Annotated in this window: 18 protein-coding genes; 8 read left to right on the top strand and 10 right to left on the bottom strand. The window is 61.0% G+C overall.

Annotated elements, in window-relative coordinates:
* Positions 1–133 precede the first annotated feature (133 nt).
* The 5 genes from FHX15_RS07690 to FHX15_RS07670 all read left to right on the top strand — a co-directional run bounded on the left by FHX15_RS07690 (position 134) and on the right by FHX15_RS07670 (position 5,439).
* Positions 134–646 carry an NUDIX hydrolase gene (locus tag FHX15_RS07690; RefSeq protein WP_184395158.1) on the top strand — a complete coding sequence of 171 codons (513 nt, stop codon included), beginning with the start codon at positions 134–136 and terminating at the stop codon, positions 644–646.
* A gap of 62 nt (positions 647–708) precedes the next feature.
* Entirely contained in the window at positions 709–2,205 is a 1,497-nt protein-coding gene (locus FHX15_RS07685) for an inorganic phosphate transporter (RefSeq protein ID WP_184395156.1), read from the top strand.
* Positions 2,206–2,219: 14 nt separating this feature from the next.
* A complete protein-coding gene (locus tag FHX15_RS07680; RefSeq protein WP_184395154.1) occupies positions 2,220–2,957 on the top strand; it encodes a 16S rRNA (uracil(1498)-N(3))-methyltransferase in 738 nt (245 codons plus the stop codon).
* Positions 2,958–3,098: 141 nt separating this feature from the next.
* A complete protein-coding gene (locus tag FHX15_RS07675) occupies positions 3,099–4,472 on the top strand; it encodes a glutamate--cysteine ligase (RefSeq protein ID WP_184395152.1) in 1,374 nt (457 codons plus the stop codon).
* Between the two features lie 91 nt (positions 4,473–4,563).
* On the top strand, positions 4,564–5,439 hold the full coding sequence (locus FHX15_RS07670) for a DUF937 domain-containing protein (protein WP_184395150.1): 876 nt from the start codon (positions 4,564–4,566) through the stop codon (positions 5,437–5,439).
* A gap of 85 nt (positions 5,440–5,524) precedes the next feature.
* On the opposite strand, the gene FHX15_RS07665 is transcribed toward FHX15_RS07670, so the two are convergent.
* Entirely contained in the window at positions 5,525–5,824 is a 300-nt protein-coding gene (locus FHX15_RS07665; RefSeq protein WP_184395148.1) for a DUF1127 domain-containing protein, read from the bottom strand.
* Positions 5,825–6,031: 207 nt separating this feature from the next.
* Between FHX15_RS07665 and FHX15_RS07660 the strand changes: the two genes are divergently transcribed.
* Positions 6,032–6,991, top strand: a complete 960-nt coding sequence (locus FHX15_RS07660; RefSeq protein ID WP_210290613.1) for a LysR substrate-binding domain-containing protein — start codon at positions 6,032–6,034, stop codon at positions 6,989–6,991.
* A 2-nt stretch (positions 6,992–6,993) separates the two neighbouring features.
* On the opposite strand, the gene FHX15_RS07655 is transcribed toward FHX15_RS07660, so the two are convergent.
* From FHX15_RS07655 to FHX15_RS07640, 4 genes are all read right to left on the bottom strand, one after another.
* The gene (locus FHX15_RS07655; RefSeq protein WP_184395143.1) at positions 6,994–7,635 is read right to left on the bottom strand and encodes a TetR/AcrR family transcriptional regulator; all 642 of its coding nucleotides are present in this window, start codon (positions 7,633–7,635) and stop codon (positions 6,994–6,996) included.
* A 257-nt stretch (positions 7,636–7,892) separates the two neighbouring features.
* Positions 7,893–8,768, bottom strand: coding sequence for a dienelactone hydrolase family protein (locus FHX15_RS07650; protein WP_184395141.1), 876 nt, complete (start codon positions 8,766–8,768; stop codon positions 7,893–7,895).
* A 103-nt stretch (positions 8,769–8,871) separates the two neighbouring features.
* Positions 8,872–9,288 carry an MAPEG family protein gene (locus tag FHX15_RS07645; RefSeq protein WP_184395139.1) on the bottom strand — a complete coding sequence of 139 codons (417 nt, stop codon included), beginning with the start codon at positions 9,286–9,288 and terminating at the stop codon, positions 8,872–8,874.
* Positions 9,289–9,406: 118 nt separating this feature from the next.
* Positions 9,407–10,180 (bottom strand): SDR family oxidoreductase, encoded by a 774-nt coding sequence (locus tag FHX15_RS07640; RefSeq protein WP_184395137.1) that lies wholly within the window; start codon positions 10,178–10,180, stop codon positions 9,407–9,409.
* 95 nt (positions 10,181–10,275) lie between these two features.
* Here FHX15_RS07640 and FHX15_RS07635 point away from each other — a divergent pair, with 95 nt between their 5' ends.
* Positions 10,276–11,190 (top strand): LysR family transcriptional regulator, encoded by a 915-nt coding sequence (locus FHX15_RS07635; protein ID WP_184395135.1) that lies wholly within the window; start codon positions 10,276–10,278, stop codon positions 11,188–11,190.
* A 69-nt stretch (positions 11,191–11,259) separates the two neighbouring features.
* Here FHX15_RS07635 and FHX15_RS07630 read toward each other — a convergent pair whose 3' ends face one another.
* Both FHX15_RS07630 and guaB read right to left on the bottom strand, forming a co-directional pair.
* Positions 11,260–11,808 carry a hypothetical protein gene (locus FHX15_RS07630; RefSeq protein WP_184395134.1) on the bottom strand — a complete coding sequence of 183 codons (549 nt, stop codon included), beginning with the start codon at positions 11,806–11,808 and terminating at the stop codon, positions 11,260–11,262.
* A gap of 2 nt (positions 11,809–11,810) precedes the next feature.
* On the bottom strand, positions 11,811–13,295 hold the full coding sequence (gene guaB, locus FHX15_RS07625; RefSeq protein ID WP_184395132.1) for an IMP dehydrogenase: 1,485 nt from the start codon (positions 13,293–13,295) through the stop codon (positions 11,811–11,813).
* Between the two features lie 482 nt (positions 13,296–13,777).
* Here guaB and FHX15_RS07620 point away from each other — a divergent pair, with 482 nt between their 5' ends.
* Positions 13,778–15,196 (top strand): DHA2 family efflux MFS transporter permease subunit, encoded by a 1,419-nt coding sequence (locus FHX15_RS07620; RefSeq protein WP_184395130.1) that lies wholly within the window; start codon positions 13,778–13,780, stop codon positions 15,194–15,196.
* Here the strand turns inward: FHX15_RS07620 and FHX15_RS07615 are convergent.
* From FHX15_RS07615 to FHX15_RS07605, 3 genes are read right to left on the bottom strand one after another with little or no spacing between them, the layout of a single operon-like run.
* Positions 15,189–15,587 carry a VOC family protein gene (locus tag FHX15_RS07615; RefSeq protein ID WP_184395128.1) on the bottom strand — a complete coding sequence of 133 codons (399 nt, stop codon included), beginning with the start codon at positions 15,585–15,587 and terminating at the stop codon, positions 15,189–15,191. The genes FHX15_RS07620 and FHX15_RS07615 overlap by 8 nt on opposite strands.
* Positions 15,588–15,642: 55 nt before the next feature.
* Positions 15,643–16,347: an RlmE family RNA methyltransferase gene (locus tag FHX15_RS07610; protein WP_184395126.1), complete on the bottom strand. Its 705-nt coding sequence runs from the start codon at positions 16,345–16,347 to the stop codon at positions 15,643–15,645.
* A 2-nt stretch (positions 16,348–16,349) separates the two neighbouring features.
* Complete coding sequence (locus tag FHX15_RS07605; protein WP_184395124.1) at positions 16,350–17,900, bottom strand: Ppx/GppA phosphatase family protein; 1,551 nt, start codon at positions 17,898–17,900, stop codon at positions 16,350–16,352.
* Positions 17,901–18,098: the final 198 nt, after the last annotated feature.

Genomic DNA, 18,098 nt, shown 5'->3' with positions numbered 1-18,098 from the left:
AGCTTCGATTTTCCCTATGTACAATGAATCAAATCTTGTGCCGGCCGTTTTGAACGTATGGATCGCGCAAGCTTTCCATATCATACTAATATAGTAACGACTCGGCTTGACGATCGTAAAGGTGAACCGACAATTGACTCTTCTTGCCCGCTTGGCTTCCGATGTGCAACTGATGTTTCGGCGTCCGCCGCGACAGCAATATGCTGCGCTTTGCTATCGGATCAAAAAGAAGACGGGCGAGCTCGAAGTTCTGTTGATGACCAGCCGCGACACGGGCCGCTGGGTGATCCCTAAGGGTTGGCCGATGGCGCGCAAATGTGCCTATGAGGTGGCAGCCCAGGAAGCTTTCGAGGAGGCCGGCATACACGGCACGGTCGATACGGAAACGCTCGGCCACTACACCTATTCGAAGGTTCTGCGCGACGGTCTCAAAGTAACCTGCAAGGTCCAGGTCTTTGCTCTTGAAGTGACAAGCATGGCGAAGAACTTCAAGGAAAAGGGTGAAAGGACGATCGAGTGGGTTTCCTGCGATGAGGCCGTCAAACGCGTGAACGAACCCGATCTGCGCGATCTCTTCCTTGCCTTCAAGCAACGCATGGCGGAGCGGCGTTCCGGCAGGATGCCGAAACAAATTCCGGCAGAATGAGTCTTGCCATCTTGTGCTGCTAAGCATGGCAGCGCAAAAGCAATGCTCAGCCAGGAACCAGAATGCAGCAACGCAACGCCGTCCTTACGAAACGCACGCTTGATAAGGATCTCGACAAGGTCACCCATGTCGAGGATGCTGCCAAATATGTTTCGCGACGGCTGGTAGCGCCGGGGCTTGGCTTGATCTTTCTCGGCCTCGCCATGCTTTTTGCCGGCGTTTACGTGTTCGACAGACCGGGCGCAGTGCTTGTGATCGCGGCTGCAGCCCTCGCCGCCTACATGGCGATGAATATCGGCGCCAACGACGTGACCAACAATGTGGGCGCGGCCGTTGGCGCCCGCGCCATCACCATGAAGCAGGCGCTGATCATAGCCGCCATCTTCGAGGTGCTGGGTGCGACGATTGCCGGCGGCGAAGTCGTCAAGACGATCTCCTCCAGTATCGTCGATACCGTGGCGGTGCCACGGGCCATGCTTGGCTGGATTATGATGGCTGCGCTCATGGCCGCCGCGCTCTGGATCAACCTCGCCACCTGGATGAATGCGCCGGTTTCGACCACCCACGCGATCGTCGGCGCCGTGATCGGTGCCGGCATCGGAGCGGTCGGGCTCCACCCGGTCAACTGGCGGGTGATGCTGGAAATCACCGCGAGCTGGATAACGTCGCCATTGATCGGCGGGCTGATCGCCGCAGGGCTCCTCTATCTGGTCAAGACCCTGATTATCTATCGCGAGGACAAGATCGCCGCTGCCAAGCAATGGGTGCCTGTCATGATCGCCGTGATGGCCGGCGGTTTCATGGCTTATATGGTGCTGCAGCTCTCGCCGCATGGACGATACCCGTCGCTGACGATCCTCCTGATCGGTATCGGAATCGGCATCGTCAGCTGGCTGGCCGTGCGGCCTGCCGTCCTGCGGCAGTCAGAGAATCTCGAAAATCGTCGCAGCTCGCTTCGGACATTGTTCCATTTTCCGCTGATCGGCTCGGCCGCCCTGCTCTCCTTCGCGCATGGCGCAAACGACGTTTCCAACGCGGTCGGCCCGCTCTCGGCAATCGTTCATTCGGCTGGTATCGCCGACAGCAGCATGATCGGCCGCCCGCCGCTCTGGGTCATGCTGATCGGCGCGTTCGGCATCTCGGTCGGCCTCCTGCTGTTCGGGCCGCGCCTTATCCGGCTCGTGGGTTCGGAAATCACCAAGCTCGATCCGACGCGCGCTTATTGCGTTGCTATGTCGACCGCCTTCACCGTCATCGTCGCCTCCTGGCTTGGCCTGCCGGTCAGTACTACCCATATTGCCGTCGGCTCGGTCTTCGGGGTCGGCTTTTTTCGCGAATGGTACACGCGCTATTCAAAGCGCCGTATCGAATTCGTGCGTCGCAAGGCCGAGACTTTCGAGATCGAAGAGCCGGAGCCGAACGTTCATGAAGCCAGGCGACGCTATCTCGTCCGACGCTCGCATTTCATGACGATCGTCGGGGCGTGGATCATCACCGTGCCGGTCTCGGCCGCGCTTGCGGCAGTGATTTATTGGGTTATGTTCGCGCTCTTCATGTAAGTCGGGATTTCAGAATGCGCGCCAATTTCCGCATGCAGCGGCTTTTCATCGATGTTCCCTTGTCAAAAGGCGCCGCCTTCGAGGCCAATTCCGACCAGTTCAACTATCTTGCCAACGTGCTGCGCATGGAAGAGGGCGCGGAAATCCTGCTCTTCAACGGCCGCGACGGAGAATGGAAGGCGAACCTCTCCTTCCCGACCCGCAAGCGCATCCTGCTGACGGCGACCGAGGAAACCCGGCCGCAGCCTGCTCCTTCCGACCTTCACTATCTCTTCGCGCCGCTGAAAGTCGGCCGTATGGATTATCTAGTCCAGAAGGCGGTGGAAATGGGCGCCGGCCTCTTGCAGCCGGTCATGACCCAGCATGTACAGGGCAAGATTACCAATCTCGACAAGATCCGCGCCAATGTTATCGAAGCGGCAGAACAGTGCGGCATCCTCGGCCTACCGAAAGTCGCCGAGCCGGTGCGCCTTGCCGATCTGCTCGACCGCTGGTCTTCAGACCGTCGCATCATTTATTGTGACGAGGGCGATGCCGGGCAGAATCCGCTGCCGCTGCTTTCCCGGGTGAGGGAAAGGAAGCTCGCGCTGCTGGTGGGCCCGGAAGGCGGTTTCTCGGAAGAGGAGCGGACGCGGCTGCGCAGCCTCGATTTCGTGACCGCTATTCCGCTCGGGCCGCGCATCCTGCGTGCCGATACGGCTGCCGTCGCAGCCATGGCGGTGATACAGGCTGCCATCGGCGACTGGAATTGAGTGCCGCATGCCGATTGGGCTAAGGCGCCGCTATTTTTTTGATGACCTGTTGAAACAATTTCACTTGCAACTTGGTTGGCTTGCGCACTAATCACCCTTCCAACTGCCCCGGCCCCGGCGCCTTCGAATACAGGTACTTTCATGGCTCGCGATACTACCGACCAGACGCCGATCTCTTCGGTTCAGGAGCTGACCGATTATCTCGCCGCCGGCAATAAGCCGAAGGAGCGTTTTCGCATCGGCACCGAGCATGAGAAGTTCGTCTTCTTCCGCAAGGACAACAGTCCGGTTCCCTATTTCGGCGAGGCCAGCATTTCAGCGCTGTTGAAAGGCCTGCAGGCCAAGAGCGGCTGGGAGCCGATCCTGGACGGCGACAATATCATCGGCCTTGGCGAGCAAAGCGGCATGGGCGCCATCTCGATCGAGCCCGGCGGCCAGTTCGAGCTCTCGGGCGCGCCCCTCGAAAACATCCACCAGACCTGCAAGGAATCCAACCAGCATCTGGCACAGGTGCGCGAGATCGCCGAGCCGATGGGCATCGGGTTCCTTGGGATCGGCGGCAGCCCGAAATGGACCTATGCGGAAACCCCGCATATGCCTAAGTCGCGCTACGAAATCATGACCGGCTACATGCCTGAGGTCGGCACTCGTGGTCTCGACATGATGTACCGCACCTGTACGATCCAGGTGAACCTCGACTTCTCCTCGGAGGAGGATATGCGCCGCAAGATGCGCGTGTCGATGAAGCTGCAGTCGCTGGCGACCGCGCTCTTCGCCTCCTCTCCCTTCACCGAAGGCAAGCCGAACGGCGCGCTTTCCTGGCGCGGCGATGTCTGGCGCGACGTGGACAACCGGCGCAGCGGCCTGCTCGACTTCACGTTCCGCGACGATTTCGGTTTCAGGGACTATGCCGAATGGGCGCTCGACGTGCCGATGTATTTCGTGATGCGCGACGGCCATTATCACCGCGCGACGCATGTTACTTTCCGCCAGTTCATGAACGGCGCGCTGAAGGGCGAGATCGCGGCATATGAGCCGACGATGGGCGATTGGACGAACCATCTTTCGACGCTGTTCCCCGATGTGCGCCTGAAGCGCTTTCTCGAAATGCGCGGCGCCGATGGCGGTCCGTGGCGGCGTATCTGTGCCCTGCCGGCCTTCTGGGTCGGCTTGCTCTACGACGATGCCGCTCTCGAGGCGGCCGACGAACTGACGAAGGACTGGAGATTCGACGAGGTCAATGCTCTGCGCAACGTGGTGCCGGACGACGGCCTTAAAGCCACCTTCCGCGGCCACGCGCTGATCGAGACGGCGCGTGAAGTCGTCAATATTTCCCGGGCGGGTCTCAAGGCGCGCAACAGGCTGAACGGCGACGGCGTTGACGAAAGCGTCTTCCTTCAGCCACTCGACGAGGTTCTGGCCAAGAAGGCGACGCTGGCCGAGGATCTGCTGGCGCTTTATCACGGCCGCTGGAACGGCTCGGTCGAACCGGTCTTCCAGGAATATCAATACTAAGAGGCGGTTCGCCCTTTCCAAAAAGCCGTTTGCGCATTCCCATTTCGAGCTATAGTGGCATATGTGCCGCGAATCTGGGAAAGGGACTTTCATGCTGCCGCTTTTCGACATGATGATGCAGGCGCAGAACGGGGCGGCGATGGATGCCATCGCTAGGCAGTTCAACCTCGCACAGGAACAGGCGGCGAAGGCGATGGCAGCGTTGATGCCGGCTTTTTCTGCCGGCCTCAAGCGCAGCACCAGCAACCCCTATGATTTCGTCGGCCTCATGCAGGCGGTGGCATCAGGCAATTATGCCAAATATTTCGAGGACATGAGCAAGGCTTTCACACCCGAAGGCATTTCCGACGGCAACAACGTCCTCTCCCAGCTTTTCGGTTCCAAGGAAGTCTCGCGCGCCGTTGCCGCGCAGGCGGCACAGATGACCGGCATCGGCCAGGAAATCTACAAGCAGATGCTGCCAGTCATGGCCGGAACGCTGATGGGCGGGCTTTTCAAGCAATCGACCGGTCAGATGGCCTCGCCGGTCAATCCTTTCGTCAATACCGCCATGGGCGAGACGATCCAGAAATGGCTAGAGAGCACCGGCTTTGCACCGAAGCCGAAAGCGGCACCCGAACCCAGCATTTTCGACAATCCGTTCACTCAGGCCATGCAGCTGATGTTCAGCGTGCCGAAGCCGGAACCTCAGCCGCAGCCGGCGAATCCCTTCCTCGACAATCCTTTCGCCAAGGCATTCCAGGACATGATGGCGGGGCTTCAACAGCCGGCAGCGAAGGCTGCCGAGCCGCCGAAGGAGGAGCCGAAGGCCGAAAACGATAGCTACGCGCAGATGCTGAACACCATGTTCGACAGCGGTCTCGAAGTGCAGAAAAGCTATCAAAAGGGCCTCGAAGCGATTTTTGAGGCCTACCGGCCGAAGACGGCGACCTCCCCTGAAGACCCTTCTCCCGCTGCCAAGACATAAAAAAACCCGGAGATGGCTGGGAAAGCCGATCACCGGGTTAAGCGGCAGGGCTATTGGCTATCACCCTGCGGGGAAACGTGTGCGCTCAGTCCCTGTAGGGGGGCGTGGCCGAGGTGCGCCAGCGGCGCTTGGCTGCCTGCGTCAGATGCTCCGACGGATCTTCGAAGAAGGTCGAAGCAAGGAAAGCGGAGGTAAGATCGGCCCGCGTCAGGCCGATATCCCGCAACTGATTATCATCGAGGTCGTAAAGCCCATTCACCTGCGAGCGATTGCGCACAATGCGAAGAGCGGCTGCCAGCGGCGCAAGGGCGGCCATGAGACGCTGGGTAAACGTCGGGGCGAGCTTGCCGCAGTCGAGTTCTAGTGTCTGTTCATGAGTGCGCATCGAACTCTCCTTTCTTCGGGCGCAGAACAGCCCGCCCCGCCTGCGAGGTCGTGCAGGTGGGGTGAAGGCTGGTCACAGGCTGGACAGGCAGGGCGTCTGTCCTTCACTTTGCTTGATTTGCATCCCGAAGATGCCAAAGAGCTATTGATCAGTCCAACGAATGTTTCTAATGATTAGCATCAGCGATCTTTATGGATGGACATGATCATGTCGGCGCCGCTTGATATCGACCAGTTGCAGACTTTCATCGCAATCGTGGACTCCGGCAGCTTCACGAAGGCCGCCGACAAGGTCTACAAGACACAGTCGGCCGTCTCAATGCAGATGCGCCGTCTGGAAGAGCGCATCGGCAAGCAGCTCTTCATCAAGGACGGCCGCGGCAATCGGTTGACGGTCGAGGGCGAAAAGCTGCTCAATTACGCGCGCCGGATCATCCGCCTGAACAATGAGGCGATCGCCGCCTTCGACGACAACAGGCTGGAAGGCACCCTGCGCATCGGCACGCCCGACGATTATGCCGACCGCTACATGCCCGAGATCATCGGCCGCTTCGCCAAGACGCATCCGAATGTCGAGCTCTATATCGTCTGCGAGCCTTCGGTCGACCTGGCCGAGCGCATGCACAAGGGCGAACTCGATATCGCGCTCGTCACCCACAATCCGCGCGAACGCATTTCGGACGTGGTGCGCACGGAGCCGCTCTGCTGGGTGAGCTCGGCCAACCATCCGATCCGCGACGACGCCCCGGTGCCGCTTGCCGTCGGCCGGCGCGACTGCCAGTGGCGCCAGCTCGCCTGCTCGGCCCTCGATGCGGTCGGCCGCGAGTATCAGGTCCTGTTCACGAGCTGGTCCTGCACTGTTGTCGCTTCCGCGGTGCTCGCCGGCATGGCGGTTTCGGTCATGCCGGAATCGGCGCTGCGGACGGGCATGAAGGTGTTGAGCCAGGCGGACGGCTTCCCGGCACTGCCGCCGGTGCAAATCGGCATCATGAAGCGGCCCGGCGTTTCGCTGTCGCTGATGAATGCGATCACTGCGCATATCACAGCCTGCCTGGACAACATCACGCCGACCGTCATCGAAGACGGATTGGAGCAGGATGTGAAGACGGGTTATGCTCGTCACTATCCGCGGCTCAAGGCTGCGGCCAGCATGATGCCGAGCTGGTAATATCAGGCTGCCGAAGCGGAGGTCGGAGCAAAGAGGGAAGCGCGGATGACGCGCTTCCATTCATCAAGGATACGCTCTCCGAAACCGTCTTCGCTGAGGACCGCAAGGCGGATGGCCGCGCCGATCAGGTGGCTGAAAAGGTAAGTACGCGCTTGCATCTGCTCATCGCAAGATTCCGGCGCCAAGCGGCGCACGGCGGCTTGAAAGATCTCTGCAACCTGCCCGCTATGCTCGATGTTCAGGCGCAGAAGATCCTGATCCGTTTCCGTGCCCATCCAGACACCGAGATAGGCAGCATCGTTGCGATATTCGGCATAATACCAATCTATCATTGTAGCGATCAGGTCGAGCGCTTCGTCGACGGACTGAACGTTGGCGAACATTTCCGCCGTCTTCTGCTGGATCGCCTGGGCGTGACGGTCGAACAGCGCTTTGACGATCGCCGCCTTTTCCGGGAAATATTGATAGACAGACCCGATCGGAACCTTTGCGGCGACCGCAAGCTCGGTCATACGCATGGCGCTGACGCCCTTTTCGGCGATGATGGTGGCGGCGGCGTTGAGGATCAGATCCAGCCGCTGGATGCTGCGCTCCTGTTTCGGCTTCCTGCGAAGCGCAATGCGATCCGAACTCTCCGCGCCCATTTGGTTCCCATCTGTCTTGTTATTGAGCGACGGAAGCGAGGTGTCATACCGGCGCGTGAGGTCGATATGACATGCACGTATTCATCCGTCGTAAATGGAAATGGTCGGATTTTAACCAATGGCAAGAGCACAGGCGAAACGGAGCATTACACCCCGTTTTGGTCAGTCCAAAGAGACCTCGTAGCACTTCATTCAGAGGGCCGGCTGACTGCTCGCCGGCCCGCTTCGTTGCCGCGCGGTATACTGCCGAAGCGAGGTCAGGCGAGGTTCTGCTTCAGGAATTTGACCGTGCGACCCCAGGCAAGATCGGCCGCCGCCTTGTCATAACGGGCAGCGGACGTATCGTTGTTGAAGGCGTGGTTGGCGCCGTCATAGATATAGATCTCGAATTTTTTGCCATTCTCCTCCAGCGCCTTCTTGTAGGCTTCGATGCCGGCATTGATGCGGTCATCGAGGCCGGCGTAGTGAAGCAGCAGCGCCGCCTTGATATTGGGCACGTCCGACGCCGGCGGCTGGGCGCCATAATAGGCGACGGCCGCCTTCAGTTCCGGTGATTTCACCGCGAGATTGTTGACGGCACCGCCGCCCCAGCAAAAGCCGATTGCGCCGACCTTGCCGTTCGTCACATCGAGCTTCGAGAGATAGACAACCGTCGCCTTGCCGTTTGCCGCAACCGTGGCCGCATCGAGCTTGCTGAACATGTCGCGCGCCTGATCCTCATTCTCAGGCGTGCCGCCCAGCGGCGAGAGGAAATCCGGCGCAAGCGCCACGAAGCCTTCTAGCGCGATGCGGCGGGCGACATCACGGATATGCGGGTTGAGGCCGCGGTTCTCATGGATGACGATGACGGCGCCGAGTTTGCCGGAGGCATTCTTCGGCTGCACCAGATAGCCCTTCATGTCACCGCTGCTGCCGGGATAGGTAATATCCTGCCCGATCAGGCGGTCATCATTTTCGGCGACGATCTCGGCGGCTGCCTTGTTGGCGGCGAGCAGCGGCGCGATGGCCGCAGCCGCAGTTGCCGAGCCGGCAAGTTTCGTGAGCTTGTCCATGAAGCTGCGGCGATCCAACGTCAGATGAGTATATTCATCATAGGCGTTGATCATTGCCTGCGTAATGACGGGCTTTTCCATGACAGTCCTCCTCTGGTCTCTACCTCGCGCCCAATCGGCAGGAGAGAACATAGGTCAGTGCCCGATAACGCAGGAACAAAACTGTGTTACTGCCGGCTCCGGATCAGGAGAACAGCATCCACCCGGCAAGCCACGCCCACATGGCACCGAGCACGACAAAACCGGCGGCGAAGAGCGGGCTGCGCAAGCGCAGATCGTTGCTGGTGACATGCACATAGGCATGAGCATATCGCAGGGCGACGAAAAGCCAGGCAAGCACGACGGCAACCAGATTATCAGCCTCGGTAACGTAAAGAAGAATGCAGCAGGCATAGAAGAGCACCGGCAACTCGAACTGGTTGGCGATGCTGTTCTTGACGTAAAGGCTTTCGACAGGCTCATCGCGATTTTCGCGGTAACCGGCCTTCTTCATCCGGCCTTCGCGGACATCCTTGCCCCGGCGCAGGCTGAGCAGCCCGTAGAGGAGATAGACCAGCAGGACGTGGGCAAGCAGGGGCCAGAACATCTCAAAGCCGGTCATCAATCATTCCTCTTATTTCGGCGACTGCGGGAGCAGTAGCGGAAAGGCGGGACGGATGCCAGAGCCAAGACGGCCCGCTTTAAAGCGGGCCGTGGTACCATTCAGACCATCAGGAGTTTCAGACTTGGGCGATACCGCCGTCGACAAAGATTTCGGCGCCGGTGATGAAGCTCGAGTCATCGGAAGCGAGGAAAAGAGCGGTTGCGGCGATTTCTTCCGGGCGGCCGACGCGGCCCATCGGAACCTGCGAGGCCATATAATCCAGCAGGCCCTGCTGCTGTGCCTTGTCCTGGCCGGCGAGCTCGACGAGCCCGGTCGTCTCCGTAGGGCCGGGGCTTAGCGTGTTGATGCGGATGCCACGGTCCTTCACGTCGAGGATCCAGTTGCGTGAGAAGTTGCGGATTGCGGCCTTGGAGGCCGCGTAGACGCTGAAGGCGGGCGTTCCGGACGCTCCCGCCGTGGAGCCGGTCAGGATGACCGACGAGCCCTTGCCAAGCAGCGGCAGCGCCTTCTGCACCGTAAAGAGCACGCCCTTCACATTGCGCCCAAAGGTATCGTCGTACTGTTCCTCGGTGATGGCGCCGAGCGGCGCAAACGAGCCGCCGCCGGCATTGACGAAGAGCACGTCGATGCGGCCGGCCTCTGCCTTCACCTGATCGTAGAGGCGATCGAGATCGGCAAGCTTTGCCGAGTCCGCCTGGATGCCTGTCACGTTGCCACCGATCTCGGCGACAGCCGCATCCAGCACCTCTTTACGGCGACCGGTGATGAAGAGGCGCGCGCCTTCGGCTGCGAAGCGCTTTGCGGTGGCAAGGCCGATGCCTGAAGTAGCACCGGTGATGACCGCGATCTTTCCATTCAGTCTCTGCGATCCATTCAGTGTTTGGGTCATTGTCGTCTCCTGTTGTTCGACTGAACTGAAGATGTGGACGCCGCTTTTGTTTCTGAATAGAAAGAAATGAAAGGTATCATTGCAGGAATGAAACGATGAGTTTTCCGGATTTCGAGGGGCTGGCGATGTTCGCCAAGGTCGCAGAGGAGCGCTCCTTCGCTCGTGCCGCCAAGACCCTCGGCGTGTCTGTGCCGACCGTGTCGCGGGCGGTCAGCAGGCTGGAAGACCGGCTCGGGGCGCGGCTCTTCAACCGCACATCCCGGCAACTGGCGCTGACCGATTTCGGCCTGCGGCTCGTCGACCGCGCGCAGCGCATCTATGCGGAGGCGGAAGCGGCGGAGAATGCGGCACGCGAACTTTCCAGCCAGCCGCGCGGGCTGATCCGCCTTGCCGTGCCGATGGTCTTCGGGCGGCAGTGGCTGGCGCCGATCCTGCCCGATTTCTTCGAGACTTACCCCGATGTCTCGATCGATATGCATATGAGCGATGCGGTGGTCGATCTCGTGGGCGAAGGCTTCGATGCAGCCCTGCGCATCGCGGTGCTGCCGGATTCCTCGCTGGTTGCAAAGCGGCTGGCGCCGGTGGCACCGTTCATTCTCGCAGCCCCCTCCTATCTCGAGAAATATGGCTGCCCGCAGCATCCGCGCGAGCTTGCCGCCCATCATTGCCTCGGCTACGCCTATCGGCCGCGGCAGGATATCTGGCGCTTCGGCAACACGGCGGGAGAAGAGGAGATCGTCGTGCCGACGGGGCCGCTGAGAGCAACCAATTCGGAGGCGCTGATACCTATGGCTTTACGCGGTCTCGGCATTGTCGAGCTGCCGGAATTCATGGCCTATGAGTATCTGGTCGATGGACGCCTGAAAGCGATCCTGACCGATTGGAGCCTGCCGAAGGGCGCGCTTTATTTCGTGACGCCAACGGCGCGCGCCCGGCCGGCGAAGGTGGAAGCGCTCGGGGATTTCTTCGCGAATAGGCTTTCGAACCCGGCATGGCGCTGGCCGCGATAGAGCAACTCCAGCAAAAGAGTGTAGCGATTTTTGCGCCGGGAATTGCGCAAAAGGAAGCGCTGCCGGTGCTCAGTCTTGGCGTGTCCGGAGGAGAATCGCACCGCGCACGATGAGGATGGCACAGACGGCAAGGCTCGCGAATTTCAGCTTCGTCATCCACGGCAGGATCTGTGCGGCAAAGCCTGCAGCACCGCTATCGCCGAAGGCAACAAGGCTCGACAGATTTTCCGCATAATCGGCAAAGCCGTAAATGAAAGGCAGGATATAGGTGATCCGGCTGAGCAGCCGGGGTGCCTGCCGGCCGCGCCATGTCTCGATCGGCCCGAGCCGTAGAAAAATCAGGAAGAGCAGTGCGGTCAGCAGAGCTGGAAAGATGAGCTCCGGACCGAAATACATGGCCCGGAGAATACGGCTTGCCGTCTCGTTCTGATCGAGCAGCGCCTGCATGTGAAAGACGGCAGATACATCGTAACCGGAGAAATAGGTATCAAGCACCGCCTGGCCGGTCTCATGCTCGAAGGGCACGGTGTAGCCGAAGGTAGTCCAGCCGAGAACGACGAGGCAGAAAGCCGCGAGCAGCGCGATGATCCAGAGCGGAATTGCGCTGCCCGTTTTCATCGTCAGACGCCGACGCCCGGATAGTTCGGGCTTTCGCGGGTGATCGTCACGTCGTGCGGATGGCTTTCGCGCAGGCCGGCGCTGGAGATGCGCACGAAGGTGGCGCGCTCCTGGAATTCCTTGATGTCCTTGCCGCCGACATAGCCCATGGCAGCCTTGAGGCCGCCGGCGAGCTGATGCAGAACGCCGGAGACCGGCCCCTTGTAGGGAACCTGGCCTTCGATACCCTCAGGAACGAGCTTCAGCGTGTCGCGCACTTCCGCCTGGAAGTAGCGGTCTGCCGAGCCGCGTGCCATGGCGCCGACGGAGCCCATGCCTCGATAGGCTTTGAAGGAACGGCCCTGGTAGAGATAGACTTCACCCGGGCTTTCATCCGTGCCGGCGAGCAGAGAGCCGACCATGACGGCCGAAGCGCCCGACGCGATGGCCTTTGCCACGTCGCCCGAGAACTTGATGCCGCCATCGGCGATCACGGGAATACCTTGTGCCTCGGCGGCCTCGACCGCCGACATGATGGCGGCGAGCTGCGGAACGCCGACACCGGCAACCACGCGCGTCGTGCAGATCGAGCCCGGGCCGATGCCGACCTTGACGGCGTCGGCACCGGCATCGATCAGCGCCTTGGTGCCGTCATAGGTCGCGACGTTGCCAGCCATGATGCGAACGGAATTGGAGAGCTTCTTGACACGGGCGACGGCTTCCAGAACGCGGGCCGAATGACCATGCGCGGTATCGACGACGAGCAGGTCGACACCGGCATCGATCAGCCGTTCGGCGCGCTCGAAACCATCGTCACCGACGCCAACGGCAGCAGCAGCCCGCAAGCGGCCCTGCGCATCCTTCGACGCGTTCGGGTTCAGCTGCGCCTTTTCGATGTCCTTGACGGTGATCAAGCCGACGCAACGGCCCTCGCCATCGACGACCAGCAGCTTTTCGATACGATGCGAATGCAGCAGACGCTTGGCTTCCTGCTGATCGACGCTTTCCTTGACCGTCACGAGATTGTCGCGGGTCATGAGTTCGAAGATCTTCTGGGCCGGGTCGGATGCGAAGCGAACATCGCGATTGGTGAGGATGCCGACGAGCAGGCCGGACTTTTCGACGACCGGAATGCCGGAAATGCCATGCATCTTCATCAATGCCAGCGCATCGGCAAGCGTCGCGTCGGGGCCGATCGTCACGGGATTGACGACCATGCCGCTTTCGAACTTCTTGACCTGGCGAACCTGCTCTGCCTGTTCAGCCGGCGTCAGGTTCTTATGAATGACGCCCAGGCCGCCGGCCTGGGCCATGGCGATCGCCAGACGGCCCTCGGTGACGGTATCCATCGCGGCCGAGATGATCGGGATATTCAGCTCGAAGTCGGGTGCGAGGCGCGTTGCCACACTCGTCTGTCCCGGAAGGACTTCGGAATGACCGGGTTGCAGCAGCACGTCATCGAAGGTGAGTGCGTCCAGTCCGGTTGGCGTTTCTATGATGCGAGCCATGGCCAAATTCCTTCAAGAAAGAAAAATGCGACCCACCCGGTACGAATCGTCCGCACCGGCGGTGTGCATGAGTTTATGGAAGTTGGCGAGGGCTGGTAACACGTCTATGACAGGAAGGAAATAGCAAAAAAGCCCGGCAAATGGCCAGGCCTAAAAAGCCGCGCATCCGTTCGGACCGCCGCAGAACGCTCTAACACCTTGAATTTATGCGTCAGACTTTGGAAAATCGACTTCGATTTTCGAGAAGATGCTTTCGCATGGGAGCCATGCACCTGGCTCAGACGTCAAATAGCTCAGCCGGATTTCTTGCCCTGGCCGCGTAAGCATATTTCAATCTTGGGAGACGAAGGTGCCGAACAGCCGTCTCACGCAGTCGTGATCCAAACGTATCACCGGGACCGATTGAGGGATTGGCAGAGCCCATAACTGGGACTACACAGCACGGGCCTCCGAAGCCCCCGCATCCATCAAGGCATTCGCCTATGAACCGCATTGTCCCCCTGATCCTTGCCGTTGCCCTCTTCATGGAACAGATGGACTCGACCGTGATCTCGACGGCTCTGCCGGCGATCGCGGCCGACTTGCATGTCGGGCCGATTACGCTGAAACTGGCGCTTACCTCCTATATGGTGGCGCTTGCGGTATTCATTCCGATCAGCGGCTGGATGGCGGACCGCTTCGGCGCCAAGAAGATCTTCCGGCTTGCGATCTGCGTCTTCGTCGTCGGCTCCATCTTCTGCGCCTTCTCCTCCAGCCTCGTCGAGTTCGTCTTCGCGCGCTTCCTGCAGGGCATGGGCGGCGCGATGATGACCCCTGTCGGACGCCTCGTGCTGGTGCGCACCACACAGAAGAGCGAGCTTGTCTCGGCGATGGCGCTCTTGACGATCCCGGCCCTTGTCGGCCCGCTTGCGGGCCCGCCGCTCGGCGGATTCATCACCACCTATTTCAGCTGGCACTGGATCTTCCTGATCAACGTGCCTGTCGGCGTCATCGGCGTATGGCTTGCGACGATCTTCCTGCCGGAAATAGAGGCGACGGCTCCGCCGAAGCTCGACTTCAACGGCTTCATCCTGACCAGCCTTGCGGCTGCAGGCGTCGTCTTCGGCCTGTCGGTCGTCAGCCTTCCGGCCCTGCCGCCGATCATCGGCATATCGGCCACGGCAATCGGCATCATCTGTGGCGTGCTCTATGTGCGCCATGCCCGGCGCTATCCGACGCCGATCCTCGACCTCAACCTGTTCAACAACTCGACCTTCCGCGCCTCGACGACCGGCGGCACCCTGTTTCGCATCTGCGTCGGGGCCATGCCCTTTCTGACGCCACTGATGCTGCAGCTTGGATTTGGCCTGACACCCTTTCAATCGGGCCTTATCACATTTGCCGGCGCGATCGGCGCCATCACCACCAAGTTCATCGCACGCCGCGTCTACAAGGCGATCGGCTTTCGCACCACGCTACTTTGCGCCGGTGCGGTGACGACGGTCGTGACCGCCGCCACCGGCCTCTTCACGCCGGAAACGTCGCATCTCGTCATCATCGGCGTGCTGCTGCTCGGCGGCTTCTCCCGCTCCTTCATGTTCACCGGCGTCAACGCGCTGGCCTTTGCCGATATCGACGATGCGCAGGCAAGCCAGGCAACATCGATGGCCTCGGTCATGCAGCAGATCAGCCTGGCACTCGGCGTTGCCCTCGCCGCCTCGATCCTGGAGACCTCTATCTATTTCCGCGGCGCAGAGCTCCAGGTCGTCGATTTCCACATCGCCTTCTTCGTCATCGCCGGCCTGACCGTGATCGCAACCATCCCCTTTGCCCGCATGGCCAAGGACGCAGGGGCTTCCGTTTCAGGCCACCGCGCCAAGCGCGTGCCGCCGACGATCAACGCGGAACAGGCTGTCAAATAAAGGGCGGTTCTTCGGCTTTCTCACAGACGGCGCACAGCTTGTTGCCGTCGAGATCCCGGACATAGGCTGCGTAGAAATGCGCGTGATAGGAGCGCAGCCCCGGCTTGCCTTCGTCGATAGCACCGGCCGCAATTGCTGCCGCATGGAAAGCATCCACCGCCGAGCGCGTTTCCGCCTCGAAAGCGACCATGGAGCCGTTGCCGCTCGTCGCGCGGCGCCGGTTGAAGGGAGTTACGACCCAGAAACGGCAGCGGGTGTCGCCATCGGCGGCATAGCCGATCTCCTCCTCAGAATGGCGCTGTCGCCGGTAGCCGAGCACCGGTAGAACGGCATCATAGAAATGCCGGGCGCGATAGAGATCGTTGGTTCCGAATGTAACGTAAAGAAGCATGGGATCGATGGTATCCAGTCCTGGGAAATCATCATCCGCAGGACTGGCGCAAAGATCAAGCGTCCTCGGGCTCCGCCTCGGCCTTGCGGCCCTTGAAACCCTTCGCCAGAAGGAACATCTCGACCGATTCGGCACGAGATGAAGCAGGTTTGACGTGCACGACCTGGCGGAAATGCTGTTTCAGCATGGCGAGCAGGTCCCGCTCGGTGCCGCCCTGGAAGGTCTTCGCTAGAAAATGCCCGCCCTCGCCCAACACTTCGATGGCGAAATGCGCTGCGACCTCACAAAGGTGCATGGTGCGCAGATGGTCGGTGCGGTGATGGCCTGTTGTCGGTGCCGCCATATCCGAAATCACCAGATCCGGCGTTCCGCCGACGGCATCCATCAGCTTTTCCGGAGCCGAGGGATCGAGGAAGTCGAGCTGGAGAATCGTGACGCCGGGAAGCTGGGCCATTTCCAGAAAGTCGATCGCGGCAACGCGAACATCCTCGTCCGTCGATCCCGTCACCTTCGCAGCAATCTGCGACCAGCTGCCGGGGGCGGCGCCGAGATCGATGATGCGCTTTGCGCCCTTCAGGATATGGTACTTCTCATCGATCTCCAGCAGCTTGAAGGCCGCACGGGCGCGATAGCCTTCGAGCTGGGCGCGCTGCACATAGGGATCGTTGATATGGCGCTGCAGCCATTGGCGGGAGGAAGCCTTCAGCTTCTTTTTCTTGACGCGCTGGCCGAGCTTGCGGCCGATCGGTGCCTTGGTCATGCCTATCCCTTGTTAGCCCGCTGGCCGCGACGGTTGCGATGCCGCCGCCAGACGCCGTCATCGGCCATCATGTCGGTGAGCAGGCCTTCTCTCAAGCCGCGATCGGCAACACGCATGCGCGGGCTCGGCCAACGGCGGCGGATCGCCTCCAGGATGGCGCAGCCGGCGAGCACGAGATCGGCGCGATCCGGCCCGATGCAGGGATTGGCGGCGCGGCTTTCGAAATTCCAGGAGAGAAGCTTGGCCTGCATGGCGGAAACTTCGTCATCCGACAGCCATATGCCATCGACCTTGCGGCGATCGTAACGCGGCAGGTCGAGATGCACGCCGGCCAGCGTCGTCACAGTGCCCGAGGTGCCGATCAGATGGAAATCCCCGTCCTCGGCGATCTCGATCTCCGGGCAGTCGAAATTCGACAGCATGTTCGCGACTTCGCTCACCATGCCTTCGAAAACATCAGGTGTCACATCACGGCCGCCGTGACGCTCCGAGAGCGTGACGACGCCGACCGGCAGCGAGGTCCAGTGGGTGATGTGATTGGCAAGGCGGGCGAACCTGTTATCGCCGATGCGGATGACAGCGATTTCCGAGGAGCCGCCGCCGATATCGAAGAGCACGACGGAACGCGCCTCGCGGCCGACCAGCGACGAGCAGCCGGACACGGCAAGCCGCGCCTCGGTTTCACGATCGATGATTTCGAGCTCCAGCCCGGTCTCGACCACCACCCGCTTCAGGAATTCCTCGCCATTGTTTGCCTGGCGGCAGGCCTCGGTCGCAATCAGCCGCATGCGGCGTATCTCGCGGTTTCTGAGCTTGGAAGCACAGATCCTCAGCGCATCAATCGCCCTCTCCATCGCCTCATCGGAAAGCCTGCCGCTGGCGGCAAGTCCTTCGCCGAGACGCACGATGCGCGAAAAGGCATCGACGACGCGGAACTGGCCAGGGCGTGTGGGCTGGGCGATCAGCAGGCGGCAATTGTTGGTGCCGAGATCGAGCGCGGCATAAAGCTCGTCCGGCCAGGGCTGATCGCTTCCTGCCCACGCCTCTTCATGAACTGGCTGCCGGTTCCTGCGATTTGCCGCTTCGGCGTCACTCACCTCGCGCGGCGCGGGGCGCAAAGCGGCCTCGGCGTGGTGCTCAGGCCTCGCAGATGGCGGCGCCGGCGCGGGGGCAAGCGGCCTGCCCTGCAGGCCGCGCTTGCTGCGATGCTTGCGCCGGTTACGCCGGCTGGAGGACGAATCTCCATCCGGTCGCGCACCATGAGAGGCGACGGGTTGAACCACGGCCTGATGCTGAGCAGCAATGTCTGGTTGGGATGTGCCACGCCCGCCACGACGGCGGCGCTTCCGCTTGCGGGCGGGGCTTTCCGTCTCTTCCTTCGGGCGCGCCGCCTCGCCGGCATGGCCGGCAAGATCATGCGAAGCGGGATGAGCGGCGCTGCGGGATTGCCCGCCTCGCTTGCCCTTGCGGCGCCTGGACTTCTTGCCGTCCTTGCGCCCTGCCGCCGACGCCCCGTCAAATTGCGGCCTTGCGCCGCCTTCGGGGTCTTCCACGTTCGTTTTCCATCGCGCCGCGCAAGTCCAGAAAGGTATGCAGCAGGCGCTCATTCGATTTTTGCGTTGGCGCGAGAATATCAGCCACCGACGAAATCACCAAATTCTTTTTAATTCCGGATTTTAGGCCGTAAATTTTCAGCCGGATTGAACCGGCCGAATTTTTTCAAAACGGGTATTTGCAATCCGCCAGCTTTT

Origin of the sequence: Rhizobium sp. BK650 (genome assembly GCF_014195325.1) — a bacterium.
Classification (GTDB): domain Bacteria; phylum Pseudomonadota; class Alphaproteobacteria; order Rhizobiales; family Rhizobiaceae; genus Rhizobium.
Note: the sequence above shows the minus strand (reverse complement) of the source record. Positions and strands in the feature narration are given on the sequence as shown.

Coding starts and splice junctions, on each gene's coding strand:
- FHX15_RS07620 (WP_184395130.1), top strand. CDS start 13,778: ATGAACCGCATTGTCCCCCTGATCCTTGCCGTTGCCCTCTTCATGGAA.
- FHX15_RS07630 (WP_184395134.1), bottom strand. CDS start 11,808: ATGAAAACGGGCAGCGCAATTCCGCTCTGGATCATCGCGCTGCTCGCG.
- FHX15_RS07640 (WP_184395137.1), bottom strand. CDS start 10,180: ATGACCCAAACACTGAATGGATCGCAGAGACTGAATGGAAAGATCGCG.
- FHX15_RS07655 (WP_184395143.1), bottom strand. CDS start 7,635: ATGGGCGCGGAGAGTTCGGATCGCATTGCGCTTCGCAGGAAGCCGAAA.
- FHX15_RS07615 (WP_184395128.1), bottom strand. CDS start 15,587: ATGCTTCTTTACGTTACATTCGGAACCAACGATCTCTATCGCGCCCGG.
- FHX15_RS07610 (WP_184395126.1), bottom strand. CDS start 16,347: ATGACCAAGGCACCGATCGGCCGCAAGCTCGGCCAGCGCGTCAAGAAA.
- FHX15_RS07680 (WP_184395154.1), top strand. CDS start 2,220: ATGCGCGCCAATTTCCGCATGCAGCGGCTTTTCATCGATGTTCCCTTG.
- FHX15_RS07650 (WP_184395141.1), bottom strand. CDS start 8,768: ATGGAAAAGCCCGTCATTACGCAGGCAATGATCAACGCCTATGATGAA.
- FHX15_RS07675 (WP_184395152.1), top strand. CDS start 3,099: ATGGCTCGCGATACTACCGACCAGACGCCGATCTCTTCGGTTCAGGAG.
- guaB (WP_184395132.1), bottom strand. CDS start 13,295: ATGGCTCGCATCATAGAAACGCCAACCGGACTGGACGCACTCACCTTC.
- FHX15_RS07670 (WP_184395150.1), top strand. CDS start 4,564: ATGCTGCCGCTTTTCGACATGATGATGCAGGCGCAGAACGGGGCGGCG.
- FHX15_RS07685 (WP_184395156.1), top strand. CDS start 709: ATGCAGCAACGCAACGCCGTCCTTACGAAACGCACGCTTGATAAGGAT.
- FHX15_RS07660 (WP_210290613.1), top strand. CDS start 6,032: ATGTCGGCGCCGCTTGATATCGACCAGTTGCAGACTTTCATCGCAATC.
- FHX15_RS07635 (WP_184395135.1), top strand. CDS start 10,276: ATGAGTTTTCCGGATTTCGAGGGGCTGGCGATGTTCGCCAAGGTCGCA.
- FHX15_RS07665 (WP_184395148.1), bottom strand. CDS start 5,824: ATGCGCACTCATGAACAGACACTAGAACTCGACTGCGGCAAGCTCGCC.
- FHX15_RS07645 (WP_184395139.1), bottom strand. CDS start 9,288: ATGACCGGCTTTGAGATGTTCTGGCCCCTGCTTGCCCACGTCCTGCTG.